Raw genomic sequence first — 18,757 nt, 5'->3', positions numbered from 1 at the left:
TTCTTTTTTAGTTTAGCTAAGCCGTATGATGGTCAAGGCAGCACCTGCAGCAGCACCCCCGCCAACTAAAACAGCTGTGACAACTGCCCCAAAAAACTGCAGTGAAATGATGCTTCCAGCTGTTAAATTAACGATTACAGTATTATTGATAAACGAAGTAGAGATAACAGGTGATTGAACAGAACCAGGCACAGTAGTTGCTACATTTAAAAGCAAACATGTATTAATTAAAAGAGCTGCAGTGGTGTTGACTTGATACGTAATATAATATTTACCAGTTTGCAGAACGGTAAAAACAGTACTTGTGCCGTTTGCTGTAAAACCAGTAATGTTTTGAAAGTTTGCAAAGGAATATTCGTTCCTCCGGCTACAGTAACAATGGTAGGGCCAGAACTATTAGCAGCATAAAGTGCTGTATCCGTAAAACCACCTGTTCCAGTTGCACCAGTGATTCCTGTAACTCCAGTCGGACCAGTTTTCCCAGAATCTGCCAAAAGTGTATAGTCGGGGGAGAGCCCAGGTATTCCTGAAGGAGCATCTACATTGGCAATATAAGTACTGCCATTAAACGTGACGACTTGACCTGCCTCGTAATCTTGTGATTGTGAGGGATTAAAAGGGACGGCGCCGGTTAATCCGCCAGCAGGTCCGGTGGGTCCTGTAGGTCCAGCGGGACCTGGGGGGCCTCTTCGTCCAACCCTTTGAATTGGTTTTGAGTGTTTTTCTCCTTTTACACTGTGACAGGGAGGATTTCCTTGAGGTCTGTTTTGTTTCGAAAGTTCTTGTTTGATAAATGGACAGTCTCTTCTTTGAGGACGGTCATGACGTGATCTTTTGTAATGAGGCTGTTCATGATATTTACCGCAAAAGGGACATTTGTGATCGAATTGATTGTACAAATTGCCCATCTCCTAAAATTGATATTTCATTCTATGTGCAAATTTTTAAATTGGAAGTAAAACCTAGAAAATCATCATTTCGAAAATCATCGAATCAAATCATTTAAATGTTTCATGATTTTATGTTATGGTGTTGAAAGTATGTAACTAGTATGATTTTTGACAGAAATGGGGACATCATTTATGAGTCAATCAGTTTTACAGCGCACAGCTTATTCCGTTTTAAATTTATCCTCTGTGACAGAAGGCGGCACCATTAAGGAATCTTTTGAACATAGTATGGATTTAGCAAAAAAGGCGGAGAAGTGGGGTTATCATAGATACTGGCTGGCAGAACACCATAATATGGAAGGTGTTGCGAGCTCTGCAACGTCCGTTTTAATTGGATATATTGCTGGGGGAACCGAAAAAATTCGAGTAGGATCTGGCGGGATTATGCTGCCAAACCACTCTTCACTTGTCATTGCTGAACAATTTGGGACACTTGAGACATTATATCCGGGGAGAATTGATTTAGGTCTTGGCAGAGCACCGGGAACGGATCAGTTAACGGCAAGAGCTCTCAGACGTAACCTTCATAACGGAGAAGATTTCCCGGAGCAGCTTGAAGAACTTCGGCAATATTTCAAACCAACAGGTCAGGTTAAAAAACATGTAAGAGCCGTTCCAGGAGAGGGTCTAGACATTCCGATTTGGCTGCTTGGTTCAAGCGGTTTTAGCGCAAGACTTGCAGGAGAGCTTGGATTGCCATTTGCCTTTGCGGCACATTTCTCACCTAAAAATACAATTCCTGCTTTAGAGTTGTATAGACAGTCATTTAGACCTTCTGATGTGTTAAAAGAGCCTTATGCCATGGTGGGTGTGACAGTTTTTGCTGCAGATCAAACAGAGCGAGCTGAATATTTGGCGACCTCTCATTATCAGCGGTTTTTGAGTCTCATTCGAAATACTCCAGGAAAACTCAAAGCGCCTGTCGACAGTATGGACGGCCTTTGGAGTCCGTATGAAAAAGCGATGGTGGATGAACAATTAAGTTCGACAATGATCGGGGATAAAGAAAAAGTGAAAAAAGAATTGGAAGCCTTTGTTGAAGCCACTCAAGCAGACGAAGTGATGATTAATTCGGATATGTTTGACCATCAAGAAAGAATGCGATCATATGAAATCATTGGCGAGATCTTCCAAGAAGCACAAGAAAAATAAACATAAAAAAGAACTGCACAAAGCAGTTCTTTTTTATTTATGCTTTTGTAAAAATACGAAATGGTTGTCCAATTGGCAGCACAGTACGGCCAAAATGAGTATTGAGCACAACTGCTGCTGAACCATAAAATGAAAGCAGGGAAATGATCAATTCTGCAATACCGGCAATGGTATGAGTCACATCGTACATCACACCAAATGAGCTTAGGGAAAGACCAAGGAATAAGAAATCAATAAAGACGAAAATCAAAAATAATACTTTATGTGTTTCCATTGCACCAATCGTCATAAATAAGCTGAAAATTAAATACCCGATAAACGCAAAACCTAGTTGTTTTGGATCCGCTGCTTCCGCAAGCGTTTTCCCAAAAACGCCGGCTTGAATGAGCCAAGTCGTTCCAACGCCCATCCAAAAAAGACCGAATGCGCCAAAGGCAGTGGCTCCAAAAATATTATGATGCTTTGAATCTTGTATGGACGCGATCAGCTGCGCGATGCCTCCAAGGAAGATAGCCCAAGGTAGAATAAGGGAAGTGCCATCTGTAATTCCTAGTTTTTGTGAGGACGCAACGAGCGTCACCATTGCTAAACCAAACAAACCAAGTGGTGTTGGGTCTGCAATTGATAATCGATAAGCTTGAACATTCTGTTTTTCCATAATGACCTCCTACAATTTGCACTTACAAAAGATACTCGAATTAGACCGAAACGTCAAGCTCTTTTTTAGTAGACACTTGCATCGTCTTCCAAATAAATCTATATTTAATACATATCAAATGTGATAGAAAAAGAGGGATAAAATTGAGTAAAGGCTTAGCTGGAAAAACGATTGCCATTTGTGGAACGAGAAAAACAGAAGAAATGTGTACACTTGTCGAAAAGCAAGGGGGACAAGCCGTTATTCGTTCTCTTCAAGGAACCGTATTTTTAGCCAAAGAGGAGTTAAAGCCAGACATTGAAACCTTTGTGAAGCAAGGTGCGGATTGGGTGATTTTCACAACAGGCATCGGGACAGAAACATTGATTGAGAGTGCAGAAGAGCTTCATCTGGGGGAAGCATTTATGCACATTCTATCAAATGCGCATATTGCTTCAAGAGGGTATAAAACCTTTGCGGCACTCAAAAAACGCGGAATTCAGCCAGACGTATCTGATGAAGATGGAACGGTGCGTAATCTGATCTCAAAGCTTGAAGACAAGGAGTTTCATGGCAAACGCGTCATGGTGCAGCTTCACGGGGAAAACGCTCCGGCTCTCATCCAGTTTTTACATGACAAAGGGGCTGATGTTTTGCCGCTTTTACCTTATCAGCACACACCTCCTGAACCAGAGGCCGCAGAAACATTGCTTCAAGAAATGAAAGATGAAAAAGTCCATGCCGTCTGTTTTACAACCGCTGTTCAGGTTCACGCCTTTTTCACATTAGCGGCAAAATGGGGCAGAAAACAAGAACTCCAAGAGCTATTCGAGCAGCACGTACTGGCAGTGGCCGTCGGAAAAGTCACAGCTGAAGCTTTAAAAGAAGAGGGAATAGACAGAATTCTAGCTCCGTCACTTGAGAGAATGGGTGCAATGATTATGGAATTATCCCAATATATGAAAAAACAATCATCACATTCATAGAAAAAACGCCTTTCACCCGATCAGTGGAAGGCGTTTTTCATTAGATTGTCCGTTTTCGGTTCGTACGAATTTTTTTGAGGACAAAATAGAGAACGATCAGGACGATCGCAATGGCCATAATAGGGGTTGTATAAGCGTGAGCAACACTTTGAATGTGATCCCACTTTGTCCCAAGCTGCATACCGAGATAGATAAATAAGATCGACCAAGGGATGGCAGCTAATCCTGTCAAGAGGACAAATTTCAAAAAAGGCATTTTGGCAATACCTGCTGGAATGGAGATGGCGTGGCGGACAACAGGAATAAAGCGCGCTGTAAACACCACACCGGTTCCATATCGGTCAAACCAGCGCTCTGCAGTTGCGATATGGTGTTCATGGATGAATAAGTATTTTCCGTACTTTGTTAAAAAAGGTCTTCCGCCATAAAGGCCGATCCAGTATATAAAACACTGTGCGAGCGTACCTCCGATGACGCCAGCGATAACAGCTCCAACAAAACCGATTGTTCCTGTTGACACCATATATCCGCCATAAGCAAGAACAATTTCGCTCGGAATGATTTCAATCATCAGACCTAGTGCTACACCTACATAACCAAGGCTTGTCAGCCAGGTTAAAATTTCATTGAACAAGGTTCCCATTCATTTCACTCTGCCTTTAAATACGAATTTTCTTCAAGCATCCTTATAAAAGCCTATGCTTGTTTTGCTTTTCTCATGAGTATGCTTTCCGCTTACCTCTCACGGCTAAACCGAAAGACGCCTCATGAATGCCTGGCTTTTCCACCAAGTCTGTGACGATAAACTCTCGTCTAGCAAACTTTATCATACCATATTTGCTTGTACCTAGACGATCTACTTGCTGAACACTTGTTATGTGAAGAACTATCATGATGTCAGTGGTCAAATCAGTAAAGAAAATAGGAATAGGCTGCATCCGTTTTTTTCAACAGATCATGATATAATTTGTTAGATGAAACGAACGGGTGGTGCACAAACATGTATTTAACAATCGCAGAAACAGCTGAATACTTAGAAGTAGCTGAAGCGTATATTGAGAAATTAATCCAGCAAAAAAAGATCCGCTATGTATTTGACGGCGAATCCTATCTGATTTATCAAGGACAGTTTCAAACGCATATGAAGCAGCTTGAACAATACAAAGAGCTCGTCCAAGAGATTTTAAATGAACCGATTCCTGAAGATCCAGATGTAAAGGACGAAGATTAGAGTATTGTCATCTTTTCAAATGAAACAATTTTTACTGCACGATGACTTTTATGGAGAGGACGGACAGGCTTTCCAATCAGAGGATGATGTCATCGTCACTAAAGAAGATAAAGCACCCACATTACAAGACGTTCGGCAAGATTTGGCGTCTTTATTAGACTTTTCAATCACTAGGTGGTTTCTTGAGGGTGATGTCATCGATGCGCTGAAACAGGCACGATGAGAAAAAGATCTTAGACTCTGTTCAAAGTCTGTTTGATGAAACTCAGCATGTCGAAGTGAAATCACGAATGATAGAAAACGCGGCTGATGTTTTAGGTACATCTGCCGCTGGGTGGGTAAGGGAACTTTTGGATCAGGCCGTCGAAGAATTTCTTTATCCACTTTCCTGGGCAGCAGCCAGCAGCTTGCCAGAAGATGAGGGTTTACAACATGTGATAGAGAAATTGAAATCGATCGGTGAAAAAGAATTGCCGACAGCTGCTTTTATCAGCCTAATCAGCCTGCACTCATTTTCACGATCATTGGGGAAGGCTGGCAGCCGTAAGCTGTCCAGCCTGGGATAGAATGAAAACATGGCTCGACAAAGGAAGACATTTCAGCTTAATTGCACTGGATAGAATGGCAAACTGCGCTAAAGGGAATAGACCAGTTCTTGTGGAACAATGTTCACCTAAAATCCTTAGAACAGATAAAAATGTAGTAGAGAACACTTTAAATGACTATCTTCAAAAAGATCGCGTTCCACGAGCCAAAATGAAAGTGTCTAAAATAATGAATAACAAAGAAGACATTTTCGAATAATTTTTCACTCATTTATTGACTGACACCGGTTTGAACAATTTTCATATGGCATTTAATTTGTACATCCGCATCAGGATAGATCTCCTGCCATTTTTCTGGTGTCATTGCTTTGTCTTTTGATCTATACCTCAAACCCAGCCCAAGCGGATCTATGTTTTGTTTTTTAAAAGACTGAACAAGGTCTTGTCCTTGCTGAGAGACACGTTTTTCAACTTTTTTTTCGACATGGTCTAATATATTCGGTTTATCAATTTTTTTGGACTTCATGAATTCTTTTAATTCACCTTTCAGCTTGATATCAATCGTGATATGAGGCTTTTTTGTTAGGTTTTTCGTTGGTTTGATCTGGTAAGACACATGTGATTTGATATTTTCAATGACGACATGGGTCTTTGCTTGATCATCCAATTGAAACTCGTAGATGCCGTTTTTATGATTTTCAATCATGGCTTTAAATGCGAACGTTTCTTCTCCTGGGATATGACCCACCATTTTTTCTTGATCAAACAGAGCGACGCCCGAGACCTTGATGGCATTGCTTGTTTTTTTGATGTAAGGGAGGTAAGCATCTACCCCTTTTGCCAGCATCTGATTCATAAAAATATGCTGATTGGTCACAGGTTCATTGCCATTTCGCATATTTTGGGCTAACAGATCAGAGAGATACACGCCAATATTCAAGTTCGTTTGATTCATTTTTGTGTATAATAACTCTTCAACCTCTCCGCCTACAATCGCAAACACTTGGCGTGAACCAATGATAGGATCACGATAAATGTAATTCATTAAATCGATCATGCCGACTTCTTTTGCTAACTTTTCACTGACTAAAATAACGAGTACCTGGCCCATGACCACTGGAAAAGGTGATTTTTCTGACACGAGAAACTGAATATTACTAATAGTGTTTGACCTTGCGCTTAATATTTGATAACTTCCTTGATCCTCACTTTTAAAGACAGGAAAGACAAAGAAACCCTTCATTTCTCCATCTTCCACTAAATCAAATCCTGCCGCCTGAGAGATATTTAATTCATCTAAAAGGCGAGGCTGTGCACAGCTAGTTAACAAAAGGCTAAACAACATGAGACCCATGAGTATATAACGTTTCATGCTCGTTTTTTCACCCACCTTTTTTTCAGCATCAGTCCAATGACCATACAGACAATCAATCCATACATAAGAATGTATCCGCTATACTCCACCCATTGATTAAAGGCTTCAAAAGAGGTTGCCCCGGCAAAAAACGAAAACATGACCAAAATGAGGATGCTGAGACAGATTAAAGTGACGCGCTGACTCGTATGAAATACTTGTTTCGCCATTCGGCTCGCAGCCCATAATGGAATCGCGATATTTGGAATAATCAAAAACAGCCAAAGGGACACTTCAATAAAGTCAAAGCGCTGGATAAACGGAAGCTTCACAATGCTTGTTAACGTTAACGTCGGCCATTTTGTTAATTTGAGCTGAGCACTTGAGTAATACGCAATGGAGACAAGAAAGACGAGTAAATTTAAGCATGTCGTAAATAATGCCCCCATATGAGCAAATTTTTGAGACGTCTGTGCTTGTTTAATAAAGGGATAATAGACAAGCAGCGTGCCAAAACCAAACATGGATAAAGAGGCATCTTTCAATCCCATCAACAGCTGCGAAAATGTATGATCAAACATCGGGAACATGAAGCGAATATGACTATATTTCATGGCATAAAAGCAAATAAACGTCATCCAATACGTCAGTACAATGCTAAAAAATGACCATCCAGCAATGGTTCTAAAGCCGCCGGTATGAATGTAATACACAAGCAGCAGCAGTACAGACGCAAACAATAGACCAGGAATCTCTTTAAACAGCCATACATGGATCACATCCATATAATGGATGAGAACCGTCAATGACAAAGAAGCAAAATATAAGATATAGAGAATGTTGAATAATTGCCCTATCCACTTGCCAAATACATATTGCGTGATATCACCAAATTCATCCGAAGGTGCCTTTTTAAACATCAAGTACATCAGAAAGATCATTACATTGACGCTGATGCCAGAAATAAGAATGGCGATCCATCCATCATTATTCATAGAACGAACAAGGTTTGTTTGAAAGTTTAAAATGCCGACACCTACTTGATTGGCATTAATGAGAAAAAACACAAAAAAAGGGGAAACTTGAAATTTCTCTATCACAGAAGAAGAACTCATGCTTTCACTTCCTTATTCATAAAAATCATTTTTCCCCTTACGGCCTTGCTTCGGCTTTTGCCGGTGAATGGTTTCATTTTGCGGACGTAAATTTTCCGGTCTTTTATTCAAAAAACGGAGCTGAGGACGAATCAAACTGCCCTTTAAATCAGTCAGACGCAGCGGAAAAATAGGCTCTAGATAAGGACGCCCAATAGACGTTAATTTCATTAAATGGGTGAGAAGGAAAGATCCCATCACAGCAATACCTAATGCGCCCCAAATCTGTGCTGCAAGTAGAAATGGAAATCTCAGCAGGCGAATGGCATTGCCCATTTTGTAAATAGGGGTGACAAATGAGGCAAGAGCAGAAAGGGCAACAATAATGAGCAAAATATTACTTGTTAAGCCTGCTGCCACAGCAGCCTGTCCAATGACAATCCCTCCAACAATCCCGAGTGTCTGTCCGACTTTAGCTGGAAGCCTCGATCCTGCTTCTCTTAGTAATTCAATCGAAATCTCTAAAAATAGGGCCTCAATGATCGGAGGAAATGGAACAAGATAGCGCGAGGACACAATGGTTTCTAATAAATCCTTTGGGATCAGCTCATAATGAAAGGTTAAAACGGCTACATATAAAGGTGTCGCAAAAATGGAGAATATCACTGCAAATATGCGTAACAGTCTAAAGCAAGAAGCCGCAATCCACGACATATTGTAGTCTTCCATAGTGGAAAAATACTCAAGTAAAATAGTCGGAGCAAGCAAGACATGAGGCGATCCATCCACTAATATGGCAATTTTCCCTTCCGATAAACCTGAAGGGAAAGATGGTATTGGATACATCATTAAGCATTTGAGAGAGGTAATTCGCATCTAAAATCTGATCATAATCAATGTCCTCAATTCGCTGCAGAACAGTTTCGATGTTTTGCGGGTTGGCGATTTCTTCTATATATAACACCGCTACTTTTGTTTGAGATAGCGTGCCAACCGTCTTTTCCGCCACTTTCAGGTTCGGTGTTGGCAGCCGCCGTCTGACCAAATTTAAATTGGTATCCAAAACCTCCACAAATGCTTCCTGTGCACTGATAATGCCAAATTCAATATCAGGCGGTCCTACTTGTCTGCCTTTCTTTTCTTCAATCGGTATCAGAAGCGCTTTGCCCCAGTCCGTTTCGAGCCGAATGGCCAAGTTACCTAGGTGAAGGGCTTTTTCCACTTTTTGAAGATCGGTTGTGATGACAGACTGTTCAATGGGGATTCGTTCTTTCAGCTCCTCAAGAGTGGGGGTGAGGTGCAACTCTTTCATGCAGGGCAAAATTTGTTCATGGAGTAGATGACCATTAATTAAAGAACGAAAAAAAGAGATTCGATAAAGAAAACCTTCACTTCGTGACAATTCGTTTGTAAAATCAGAGGAACGTGACAATGCCTCAAATACTGAATTTGGGTCCTTTTGATGTTGTTTGTTTTTCTTCAGCACTTGAATCATCTCCTTCCGCGATTTGCCTCTATTATCCAACTAATTGTCTGAAGATATGCATGAAAAAAAGCGTTCAGCTTGATGAGCTGGACGCTTTTTTTCCATATTGAACGGCTTCTAATAAAAAATCTGCGAGATGGACGGCACGCATGCTGGGTGATTGTCCTGAACGTTTGATACCCGCTGCCATTTGCAGCTGACAGCCTGGATTGGACGTGACAATAGCAGATGCAGCTGTTTGACTAGCTTCTGTCATTTTATGATCTAAAATTTGCATCGACATCTTTGGCTGCAAAATATTATAAATTCCGGCGGATCCGCAGCAGCGGTCGGCATCCTTCATTTCTTTAAATGATACCCCGTGAATCGACTTCATCAGCACCCTTGGCGCTTGCTCTACACCCATTCCATTTCGTAAGTGACAAGAGTCTTGATAGGTGATGATCTGCTCTGGCACGGCAAGCGATGTAAGCTGGTGAAACTTAAGCTCCACGAGAATGTCTGATATATCCGTGATTTTCTTTGAGAAGGCTTCACCTCGTTTTTGAAAAGCCGGATCGTCCTGAAGCAAATGATCGTAATCACTTAAAAAGGCACCACATCCGCCCGCATTCATAACAATGGCATCTGCCTCTATCTCCTCAAATGCTTCAATATTCCGCCTTGCTAACTGTTTCGCTTGCTCCTTTTCTCCGCTATGGCCATGAAGTGCACCGCAGCACGTCTGAACAGGAGGGATGACAACGTCACAGCCGGCCAGCTGCAAAAGCTGGATGGTCGCTTCGTTTGTGCTGGAAAAAACGGTGTCCATTAAACAGCCAGTAAAAAAGGCCACACGCTTTCTTGCCGTGCCAATGGCTTTGTATTCTAACGCACGGCTTTTTTGTTGACGCGGCACCTTTGGAAGGGCCTGCTCCATCAGCTGTAAATGCGGCGGAAGCACCTTCAGCATGCCAGACTTGCGGGCGGCCGTTTGCAGACCAGAGGTTTGATAAAATCGCAGAAGTCCAGCCGCTTGACGCATTCGGCTTTGTGAAGGAAAGAGTCCTTTAAACACAACACGTCTCACAAATTTGACAGGAAGAGATTGTTTTTTGTGCTGCTGAAGGATGTCTCTCGCATCCTCAAGTAAACGTCCATATTTGACGCCGGAAGGGCAGACCGGTTCACATGCACGGCAGCCAAGACAAAGGTTCAGTGAATGTTCGACATCTTCATCGGGCTCAATCACGCCGTCTCTCACCGCCTTCATTAAAGCAATCCGGCCGCGGGGAGAGTGAGTTTCTTGTTGACCGGATTCAATATAAGTAGGGCAGGAAGGGAGGCAGAAGCCGCAGCGCATGCAGTTGAGCAGCTCCTTTTCATCCATTTGCTGCTGAAAGTTTTGCTGAATCTCTGATTGTTTAGAGGAATTCATGAGACCACCACCCGCTTTCTTGCTGCTTTTCCAAATACCTTATCAGGATTCATAATATTTGCTGGATCTAGCGCTTGTTTGATCGCTTTCATTGCAGCGATTCCTTCTTTTTTGACCTTTAGCTCTAAATAGGGGGCTTTCATCAGACCCACGCCATGTTCACCCGTAATGGTGCCGCCAAGGGAGACTGCTTTCTCAAAAATGGCCTGAAAGGCTTCTTCGACCCGCTTCATTTCTTCTTCATCTCTTGCATCAGTTGCACAAGTAGGGTGTAAATTCCCGTCACCTGCATGACCAAATGTACAGATTTTCACTTCGTACTCTCTCGCAATGTCTTCGATCGCCCGCACCATGTTAGCAATTTCAGACCGGGGGACTGTAGCATCTTCTAAAATCGTTGTGGGGCTTAAACGGGCGAGGGCAGATAAAGCGGCTCGTCTCGCTGTTAAAAGGGCACTTGCCTCTTCTTCAGAATGTGCGATATTTACTCCTTTTGCACCGTGCTGCTGACAGACCTTTGCGATGTTCTCTATATCACGGGAAACAGCCTCAGGGTTGCCGTCCTGTTCGATTAATAGCACCGCTTGAACGTCAGTCGGCAGGCCGATTTTGGCAAAGTCTTCGACGACTTTCAGTGTCGGCTGATCCATAAATTCTAATGTGGCGGGGATAATACGCTCTGCAATAATCGCCGAAACTGATGCGGCTGCTTCCTCTAGGCTTTCATATAAGCAAAGCATCGTTTGTTTGGTTTCTGGAAGCGGCAAAAGCTTCAGCGTGGCTTCTGTGACAATTCCGAGCGTTCCTTCTGATCCAACAAATAAACGGGTCATATCATACCCGGCCACGTCCTTAGCGAGCTTGCCGCCCGTTTTGATGATGTCACCGTTTGGCAGCACCACTTCAAGTCCAAGTACATAATCTCTCGTCACGCCATATTTTAACCCCCGGAGACCACCTGAATTTTCATTAATATTGCCGCCTAACGTGGAGATTTTCATCGAGCTTGGATCTGGTGGGTAGAAGAGACCTCTTGCCTCTACTTGGCGAATAAGTTCCTGTGTGATCAAACCAGGCTGGACCGTTGCGGTGAGGTTTTCTTCGTCTATTTCGATTAATTGGTTCATTCTTGTAAACAACATCACAAGTCCGCCTTGTGTAGGACAGGTTCCTGCACAAAGGTTCGTTCCTGATCCTCTTGGCACGATCGGCACCTTATATGAAGCGCAGAGCCGGACAATTTGCTGGATGTCCTCAGCCGCGCGCGGGCTTACGATGACATCTGGCATATGCTGAAAATTAGGTGTTGCATCATAAGAGTAGGCAAGCCGATCGGCTTTACTGTCTTGTACATAGGGCGCACCGACAATCTTTTTTAATTGACTTAAAAATTCAGAATTTAACATGCGCATTCACTCCTACTGATTAGACATACCGTTTCTTTCAGTATAAAAAAAGAATCGCCTCATGCCTATGGACGATTCTACAAAATATTGGGCTGTTCGCCTCGTTTATTTGGATGATGATCTAATAGCATCAAGGCTAAATAAAAGAGCATCGCATCTTGCATGCGTTTTGGATCAAGTGTCGTTAAATCTTGGATACGTTTTAGTCTGTAATGCAGTGTATTGATATGTACGTGCATCGCTTCCGCGGTATACTTCAATGAGTAATCTGATGTCATGAGTACACGCAATGTTTTCACTAGTTCAGGGTAGGGGAGAAGTGGGGCGATCGTTCGATCAAGGAACACTTCTTTTGTTTCCTGACTCACTTCTTCTATAAAAAGTTCAAGTGTTAAATCCTCATCAAACACAATCGGTGTATCCACATTCGCCAATTTTAAGGCACGAAAGGCTTGATGAAAGGATTGCTTCATCATATGTCCAGCTGCAGGTTTTCCCGCACCTATCAAAACCTTTGATGTGGAACGTGAGGTGAGGGAAGCATGGATGTGAAAAAGACGCTGCTGCAAGGTATCACGATCATCTGCTGTGGTTTGCAGCATGAGCAAAAAGCGGGCATGTCCCCAGCGAACGATCATTTCCTGACTTGTGAGATGCAGCATTTCCTTTACTTTTTTGTATTGATCCTGCTTCATAAACGATTCATCGTGACAATCAATGAGGACGACGACACGCTGTTTTTTGACATCAAGCTGAAGCCGCGCTGCTTTTTCAGTGAGATTGATTGCTGTCTCTGGCAGATGAAGCCAGTCGAACACAAACGCTTCAAGCTGCCGTTCATCGGTTTCCGTTTCTAGAAAAAATTCATGCTCTTGAATAAGCAGTTCGGTCATTTTTCGTAATATTTCGCCAAATGGAGAGACATGGACGGGATTTCCTGTCATCCCAATCACACCAATGACCTCTTGCTTAAAATAAATAGGCAGATTGATGCCGGCTTTGACCCCTTTCATTTGCTGCTCATCATCCTTTGTGAGGATTCGTTTTTGTCCTTCAAAGGATGTCAAATACGCCCCTTCATGAAATTGACCAATGCGCGCTGGATCTGTTGCCGCAATGATGGTGCCGTTTGTTTGTGCGATGATGATTTCCTCAGTCAGCACTTTTTTGACCTCGTCTACGATTTTTTCTGCCAGTGTCATTGTGAGCAAAACGTACCCCTCCGAGATGTTTCTTTTGACACTATCATACCATCATATGCTGAGTCATATCTTTCTTTTCATGAGTTATGCTAAAATAATAAACGCACATGAATGAGAAGAAAGGAGACATAGCCATGTCATTGCAAAATCGCTTACAAGATCTATTGAAAGAAGGACAAGCGCTGACAGACTTTGAATATGACGAAGCGGCGCGCCACAATTGGCCTTTAGAAGGTGCAAGAATAAAGGAAGAGGCACGCTTTAGCGATGTATATATAGAGCGTGTAGACAAAGAATCCGAGGACATGATTCAAACAGAAGGCGCCTCATTTCTAAACACACCGCTTACATATGTAAAACAACATCAAAAAGAATTCATTTATATCGAATCAAAGTGGTTTGATGTGGTGAGAGTCGATGGATTAGCCATTGAATGGGACGAAGTGTTTCAAACGTATACCGTGTTATTAGGTTTAAAACGTCCTAAAAAAGACACAGGTATTTTAAAAGACATGCTGGCTTCATTAAATGGTGCGCAGCTTCAATTTAATGGGCAAGACGGCTTATTCGATGTGAATTTACAGCTTCTTGAACTTGAGGACATCCATGAAGATATGCCTTTTATTGAAGTCATCTCAGCCGTGTACCGTTTTTTATTCCGCATGATCATGCAGCTTGAAATGAATGAATCAAAAAACGGCTCAAATTCCTGAGCCGTTTTTTTGTGATCCATTTATTTACGTCTTCTCATTTGATGAAGGCGTGGCAAACCGTACATCATGATCTTTTCCATATTGAAGATAATCTTCATTTGGCTGTTTATTCGTCACGACGACATCAAGATCGTGTAAATCACAAAACGTGGTCAAAGCGTAGTGATCGAACTTACTATCATCAACTAATAAAAACGTTTTGGCACTTTTTTCAACAACTGTCTTTTTAATATCCGTTTCAAGCGGGGACGAATTCGTGACTCCGTGATCAATGGATAAACCAGTTGATGCGATAAAGGCTTTATTGACATTGTAAGCTTTCAAACGCTCTACACTTTGATAGCCAACGAAAGAATTCGTTTTTCTCTCAAGCATCCCGCCGGTGGAAAAGATAGTGAGATTTTCATAAGGCATCGCCTGTGTAATAAAATCTACATTATTGGTCACAACGGTCACCTGTTTCTCAGTCAAATAGGGAAGCATTTCAAGTGTTGTCGTACCAGAATCAACAAAAATCATATCCCCATTTTCCACAAAAGCAGCAGCCGTTTGTCCGATCAATTGCTTTTTACTGAGCTGGCGGGTCTTTCGCTCTTGATATACTACTAATGTTGAATGGTTCACAGCGACTCCGCCGTACACTTTCTTTAGTACGCCGGACTCGACCAATGCTTGTACATCTCGGCGTATCGTGTTTTTTGAGACGCCAAAATGCGCCACAAGCTCATCAAGTGAGGCAGATTCCCGGTCAAACACATACTCTTTGATTTGCTGAATCCGTTTTGTTTTTATCATGCTTCATATCTCCAATCCATCCGAATCTCCTTTTTCCATTATACCAAATGGCTTCTCTTTTCCCCATCTCAATAAAAGCGTATGATAGAGAAAAGAACGTAACGGAAAGGATTTTCACTTCTATGAATCAATCAAACAACCCATTTTCAAAGCTTGCGAATTTTAGAGAAGTAGGGGGACTTCAAACAACAGGTGAGATGGTGATCAGGCAGGGAATGATTTATCGATCCGCAGATCTATCGCGTCTCACAAAACAAGATATGTTGACGTTCTCAAAGCTTAGGATTCAAACCATTTGTGATCTCCGAACAAGCTCAGAACGCAAATCACATCCGCCAAAAATCAAGGAACACAACAAAATCGTTCATATCCCGATGCAGCCAGACAGTAAGATGCCAAGTAAGTGGACCATGTTTCGTATGCTGACAACTGAAGGGAAATCTCTCTCATTTACACCGATTATGAAAGATTTATATCAAAGTATGCTCACAGAGCGTAAAGAAGAGATTCAGCAGCTGTTCTCACTGCTTTCAGATAAGAGCAATTACCCGCTGATGCTTCACTGCACGAGCGGTAAGGACCGGACAGGCTTTTTATCTGCCCTTATTCAATTAGCAGCAGGTGTACCGATGCCGGCCGTTTTAAGTGAATATATGCGTTCCAATGAAGGTGTGAAAATGCTTGTCAGAAGGCAGCAGCGATTTGTCCGCATGATGAGTTTATACCGGGTGTCAAAAGAGCAAATTCAACCGCTTCTCGGTGTGCAGCAAGATTATCTGGAAGATGTGCTAAACGAGATGATGGCGACATACGGAAGTACAGAGCGATATTTAATCGAGGCTTGCGAAATACCTGAAGCTCAGCTCAAGGAAATGAAAAACATCCTGCTGACACCATCTGCTGGCATTCGATCTCAAAAAGCGGAATAAACTGAATATGAGGTGATGCAAAAAATGCTGAAAAAAATCAGTATGACGTGTCTAACACTAATTTTGATGTTTGTATTCTTATTGATTCCTTCTAGCAGTCTAGCTCGTCCAATGCCAAAAGGGAAGCTTGAAAGCACAAGAGAGATGCGCGCGGTATGGATCGCATCGGTTTATAACTTAGATTGGCCTTCAAAGAAAGGACTGCCTGTCAAAGAGCAGAAACAAGAGTTTATTCATTTGTTAGATGAGATCAAAGCGATGAATATGAATGCCGTGATCATGCAAATTAAACCGACAGCAGATGCCTTTTATCCTTCGGCATACGGCCCGTGGTCCGAATATTTGACCGGGACACAAGGGAAAGATCCCGGGTATGACCCGCTTGAATTCATGATCGAAGAAGCTCATAAACGCGGGCTCGAATTTCACGCTTGGTTTAACCCGTATCGAATCACAATGAATCATACCGACCTCAGCCGTTTATCAGCCGATCACCCTGCAAAAAAACATCCAGATTGGACCATTGCGTACGGGAATCAGCTTTATTACAACCCAGGCATTCCTAAAGCTCAGGAGTTCATTGTCGGCGGCATAGAAGAAGTCGTGAAAAACTACGATATTGATGCAGTGCATATGGATGATTATTTTTACCCGAATAAAATAGCCGGTGTGCCGTTTCCAGATCAAGAAACGTATGAAACATATGGAAAAAAGGCATTCACGCATATAGAAGATTGGCGAAGAGATAATGTGAACCAATTGGTCAAGCAAATCAACGACACCGTGAAGAAAGTAAAGCCGTATGTGAAGTTTGGTATTAGCCCATTTGGAGTCTGGCGCAACATAAAGGATGATCCGACTGGTTCAAACACCACAGCAGGGATGACCAACTATGATGATTTGTATGCTGATACAAGAGAGTGGATTCAGCAGCACGATATCGATTATGTCACCCCGCAAATTTACTGGAGCATCGGCTTTCAGGCAGCCGCATACGATGTGCTAACAAAATGGTGGTCAAATGAAGTGAAGGGAGAGCCTGTTCACCTGTACATTGGTCAGGCGACGTATAAAATTAATCAAAACAGTGATCCTGCTTGGTCTGATCCAGAAGAATACTTTCGGCAGATCAAACTGAACAGACAGTCGCCTCTCGTGCAGGGAAGCATGCACTTTAGCCTAAAGGATATCAATCGCAACCCTTTGAATGTCAAAAATCGATTGATAGAAGATGCTTACCGTAAACCGGCTCTCATTCCAGAAATGCCTTGGCTTCATCAGAAAGCGCCAAAAAAACCAATCATTCAATCTATTAAAAAGACAGCAGAGGGTGCGGCTTTACAGATCAAAAATGATCCACAATCTACCGCATCCTATTACGCGGTCTATCGCTTGACGACGAAAGGAACATATGAATTGCTGCAAACCGTTAGAAAAGAAGCCGGCACGCTGACATCTGTCAAAAATCTTTCAGTTCATCAGAATAAGAGTGATACTTACAAAGTAACGGCTCTCAATCGACTTCATCACGAAAGCAAGCCTTCTACAATAAAAGTGAGATAACGAAAAAGTATGAATGAGGATTTTCTTCGTTCATGCTTTTTTCTATTATTTTTGTTTTAATATTCTGAATTCAGCCAAGCTTGGCATGAAGCAGCCACTTGATTAATAAATATGATAGAAAAGAGCCAAAGGGGGAAACATGATGGATTTTGAATTAACGAAAGAACAACAAATGATCCGGCAGATGGTCAAAGAATTCGCCAAGGAAGAAATTGCTCCACTCGCTCAAACCATTGATGAACAGGCTGTATTCCCGGTCCAAACTTTTCAAAAAATGGGAGAGCTCGGCTTGATGGGCATCCCTTTTCCAGAGAAATACGGAGGCTCAGGAGGAGATACAATCTCATATGCGCTCGCTGTAGAAGAAATCGGAAAACAGTGTGCCAGTACAGGCCTTAGCTATGCCGCAGCCGTTTCCTTAGGCGCAAGCCCGCTTTATTACTTCGGTACAGAGGAGCAAAAGATGGATCACCTTGTCCCGCTGGCATCTGGAACAGCACTCGGTTCCTTCGGATTAACAGAGCCAAATGCAGGGTCAGATGCAAAAGGGACGAAAACAAAAGCGGTCAAAGACGGACAAGAGTATGTGATTAGCGGGGAGAAGTGCTGGATCACAAATGCCAATTTTGCCAGAACCATTATCGTCACCGCTGTCACGGATCGTGATGAGCACGGCCGCCCGATCATCTCCGCCTTCATTGTAGAAAAAGGTCAAAAAGGGCTGTCCATTACAAATCCATACGACAAAATGGGGGTGCGCGGTTCAGATACGGCTGAAATCATTTTAGACAGCGTACGTGTACCAGCACATCATATATTAGGAGACCCAGCCAAAGGCTTCAAGCAATTTTTATATACATTAGACGGAGGACGCATATCAATTGCTGCCTTATCTGTTGGTATCGCGCAAGCTGCACTAGATGCTTCTCTCTCCTATGCAAAGGAAAGAAAGCAATTTGGGCAGACCCTCTCGTCCTTTCAAGCCATTCAATTTAAACTGGCAGATATGGCGATGCAAATAGAACTTGCTCGTCAAATGGTGTGGAAAGCCGCCTGGCTGAAAGATCATGGAAAGCCATTTACAAAAGAAGCTGCCTATGCCAAGCTTTTCGCTTCGGAAATGGCGACACAAGCAAGTCTTGATGCTGTCCAAATTCACGGAGGAACAGGCTACATGAAAGAGTGCGGGGTAGAACGGCTTGTGAGAGATGCCAAGCTCATGGAAATCGGAGAAGGCACCTCTGAAATTCAGCGTTTAGTCATCGCAAGACAATTGTTAGCTTAATCCTGTTATGAA

At 42.5% G+C, this 18,757-nt stretch carries 19 protein-coding genes and 1 pseudogene; 9 read left to right on the top strand and 11 right to left on the bottom strand.

The window, feature by feature from the left end; all coding sequences use genetic code 11:
• Positions 1 to 12: 12 nt before the first annotated feature.
• Positions 13 to 330 (bottom strand): BclA C-terminal domain-containing protein, encoded by a 318-nt coding sequence (locus GKC25_RS08830; protein WP_252067777.1) that lies wholly within the window; start codon positions 328 to 330, stop codon positions 13 to 15.
• Positions 228 to 899, bottom strand: coding sequence for a hypothetical protein (locus GKC25_RS08825; RefSeq protein ID WP_262417214.1), 672 nt, complete (start codon positions 897 to 899; stop codon positions 228 to 230). The genes GKC25_RS08830 and GKC25_RS08825 overlap by 103 nt, the downstream gene beginning before the upstream one ends.
• Before the next feature lie 183 nt (positions 900 to 1,082).
• Between GKC25_RS08825 and GKC25_RS08820 the strand changes: the two genes are divergently transcribed.
• Complete coding sequence (locus GKC25_RS08820) at positions 1,083 to 2,102, top strand: LLM class flavin-dependent oxidoreductase (protein ID WP_034660867.1); 1,020 nt, start codon at positions 1,083 to 1,085, stop codon at positions 2,100 to 2,102.
• Positions 2,103 to 2,139: 37 nt separating this feature from the next.
• On the opposite strand, the gene GKC25_RS08815 is transcribed toward GKC25_RS08820, so the two are convergent.
• Positions 2,140 to 2,760 carry an acetate uptake transporter gene (locus GKC25_RS08815; RefSeq protein WP_012010200.1) on the bottom strand — a complete coding sequence of 207 codons (621 nt, stop codon included), beginning with the start codon at positions 2,758 to 2,760 and terminating at the stop codon, positions 2,140 to 2,142.
• Between the two features lie 143 nt (positions 2,761 to 2,903).
• Here GKC25_RS08815 and GKC25_RS08810 point away from each other — a divergent pair, with 143 nt between their 5' ends.
• Positions 2,904 to 3,725: a uroporphyrinogen-III synthase gene (locus tag GKC25_RS08810; protein WP_034660866.1), complete on the top strand. Its 822-nt coding sequence runs from the start codon at positions 2,904 to 2,906 to the stop codon at positions 3,723 to 3,725.
• A 40-nt stretch (positions 3,726 to 3,765) separates the two neighbouring features.
• Here the strand turns inward: GKC25_RS08810 and GKC25_RS08805 are convergent, their stop codons facing one another.
• Positions 3,766 to 4,368 carry a DedA family protein gene (locus tag GKC25_RS08805; RefSeq protein ID WP_095285257.1) on the bottom strand — a complete coding sequence of 201 codons (603 nt, stop codon included), beginning with the start codon at positions 4,366 to 4,368 and terminating at the stop codon, positions 3,766 to 3,768.
• A 357-nt stretch (positions 4,369 to 4,725) separates the two neighbouring features.
• On the opposite strand from GKC25_RS08805, the gene GKC25_RS08800 reads away from it, so the two are divergent.
• The 3 genes from GKC25_RS08800 to GKC25_RS08790 all read left to right on the top strand — a co-directional run bounded on the left by GKC25_RS08800 (position 4,726) and on the right by GKC25_RS08790 (position 5,522).
• Positions 4,726 to 4,956: an excisionase family DNA-binding protein gene (locus GKC25_RS08800; RefSeq protein WP_034660863.1), complete on the top strand. Its 231-nt coding sequence runs from the start codon at positions 4,726 to 4,728 to the stop codon at positions 4,954 to 4,956.
• A 4-nt stretch (positions 4,957 to 4,960) separates the two neighbouring features.
• Positions 4,961 to 5,179 carry a hypothetical protein gene (locus tag GKC25_RS08795; RefSeq protein WP_052004384.1) on the top strand — a complete coding sequence of 73 codons (219 nt, stop codon included), beginning with the start codon at positions 4,961 to 4,963 and terminating at the stop codon, positions 5,177 to 5,179.
• Positions 5,180 to 5,246: 67 nt separating this feature from the next.
• Positions 5,247 to 5,522: a hypothetical protein gene (locus GKC25_RS08790; protein WP_052004383.1), complete on the top strand. Its 276-nt coding sequence runs from the start codon at positions 5,247 to 5,249 to the stop codon at positions 5,520 to 5,522.
• A gap of 250 nt (positions 5,523 to 5,772) precedes the next feature.
• On the opposite strand, the gene GKC25_RS08785 is transcribed toward GKC25_RS08790, so the two are convergent.
• From GKC25_RS08785 to GKC25_RS08755, 6 genes and pseudogenes are all read right to left on the bottom strand, one after another.
• On the bottom strand, positions 5,773 to 6,873 hold the full coding sequence (locus tag GKC25_RS08785) for a Ger(x)C family spore germination protein (RefSeq protein WP_307499735.1): 1,101 nt from the start codon (positions 6,871 to 6,873) through the stop codon (positions 5,773 to 5,775).
• On the bottom strand, positions 6,870 to 7,970 hold the full coding sequence (locus GKC25_RS08780) for a GerAB/ArcD/ProY family transporter (protein ID WP_307499734.1): 1,101 nt from the start codon (positions 7,968 to 7,970) through the stop codon (positions 6,870 to 6,872). Before GKC25_RS08780 ends, GKC25_RS08785 begins: the two co-directional genes overlap by 4 nt.
• 12 nt (positions 7,971 to 7,982) lie before the next feature.
• Positions 7,983 to 9,435: pseudogene (locus GKC25_RS18485) on the bottom strand (spore germination protein).
• A 73-nt stretch (positions 9,436 to 9,508) separates the two neighbouring features.
• Positions 9,509 to 10,852: a (Fe-S)-binding protein gene (locus GKC25_RS08765; RefSeq protein ID WP_307499732.1), complete on the bottom strand. Its 1,344-nt coding sequence runs from the start codon at positions 10,850 to 10,852 to the stop codon at positions 9,509 to 9,511.
• The gene (glcD, locus tag GKC25_RS08760; protein ID WP_307499730.1) at positions 10,849 to 12,258 is read right to left on the bottom strand and encodes a glycolate oxidase subunit GlcD; all 1,410 of its coding nucleotides are present in this window, start codon (positions 12,256 to 12,258) and stop codon (positions 10,849 to 10,851) included. Before glcD ends, GKC25_RS08765 begins: the two co-directional genes overlap by 4 nt.
• A gap of 77 nt (positions 12,259 to 12,335) precedes the next feature.
• Positions 12,336 to 13,469, bottom strand: a complete 1,134-nt coding sequence (locus GKC25_RS08755) for a CdaR family transcriptional regulator (RefSeq protein WP_307499729.1) — start codon at positions 13,467 to 13,469, stop codon at positions 12,336 to 12,338.
• Positions 13,470 to 13,594: 125 nt separating this feature from the next.
• Here GKC25_RS08755 and GKC25_RS08750 point away from each other — a divergent pair, with 125 nt between their 5' ends.
• Positions 13,595 to 14,173 carry a branched-chain amino acid aminotransferase gene (locus GKC25_RS08750; RefSeq protein ID WP_106037700.1) on the top strand — a complete coding sequence of 193 codons (579 nt, stop codon included), beginning with the start codon at positions 13,595 to 13,597 and terminating at the stop codon, positions 14,171 to 14,173.
• Between the two features lie 24 nt (positions 14,174 to 14,197).
• Here the strand turns inward: GKC25_RS08750 and GKC25_RS08745 are convergent, their stop codons facing one another.
• Positions 14,198 to 14,968 (bottom strand): DeoR/GlpR family DNA-binding transcription regulator, encoded by a 771-nt coding sequence (locus GKC25_RS08745; protein ID WP_095285250.1) that lies wholly within the window; start codon positions 14,966 to 14,968, stop codon positions 14,198 to 14,200.
• A gap of 122 nt (positions 14,969 to 15,090) precedes the next feature.
• On the opposite strand from GKC25_RS08745, the gene GKC25_RS08740 reads away from it, so the two are divergent.
• From GKC25_RS08740 to GKC25_RS08730, 3 genes are all read left to right on the top strand, one after another.
• Entirely contained in the window at positions 15,091 to 15,897 is an 807-nt protein-coding gene (locus tag GKC25_RS08740) for a tyrosine-protein phosphatase (protein ID WP_095285249.1), read from the top strand.
• Positions 15,898 to 15,921: 24 nt separating this feature from the next.
• Entirely contained in the window at positions 15,922 to 17,460 is a 1,539-nt protein-coding gene (locus tag GKC25_RS08735) for a glycoside hydrolase family 10 protein (RefSeq protein WP_034660854.1), read from the top strand.
• 142 nt (positions 17,461 to 17,602) lie between these two features.
• Positions 17,603 to 18,745, top strand: coding sequence for an acyl-CoA dehydrogenase family protein (locus tag GKC25_RS08730; RefSeq protein WP_106037702.1), 1,143 nt, complete (start codon positions 17,603 to 17,605; stop codon positions 18,743 to 18,745).
• The last annotated feature ends 12 nt before the right edge of the window (positions 18,746 to 18,757 follow it).

This window comes from Bacillus pumilus (assembly GCF_038738535.1).
Lineage (GTDB): Bacteria > Bacillota > Bacilli > Bacillales > Bacillaceae > Bacillus.
This window is presented reverse-complemented; position numbering and strand designations above follow the sequence as displayed.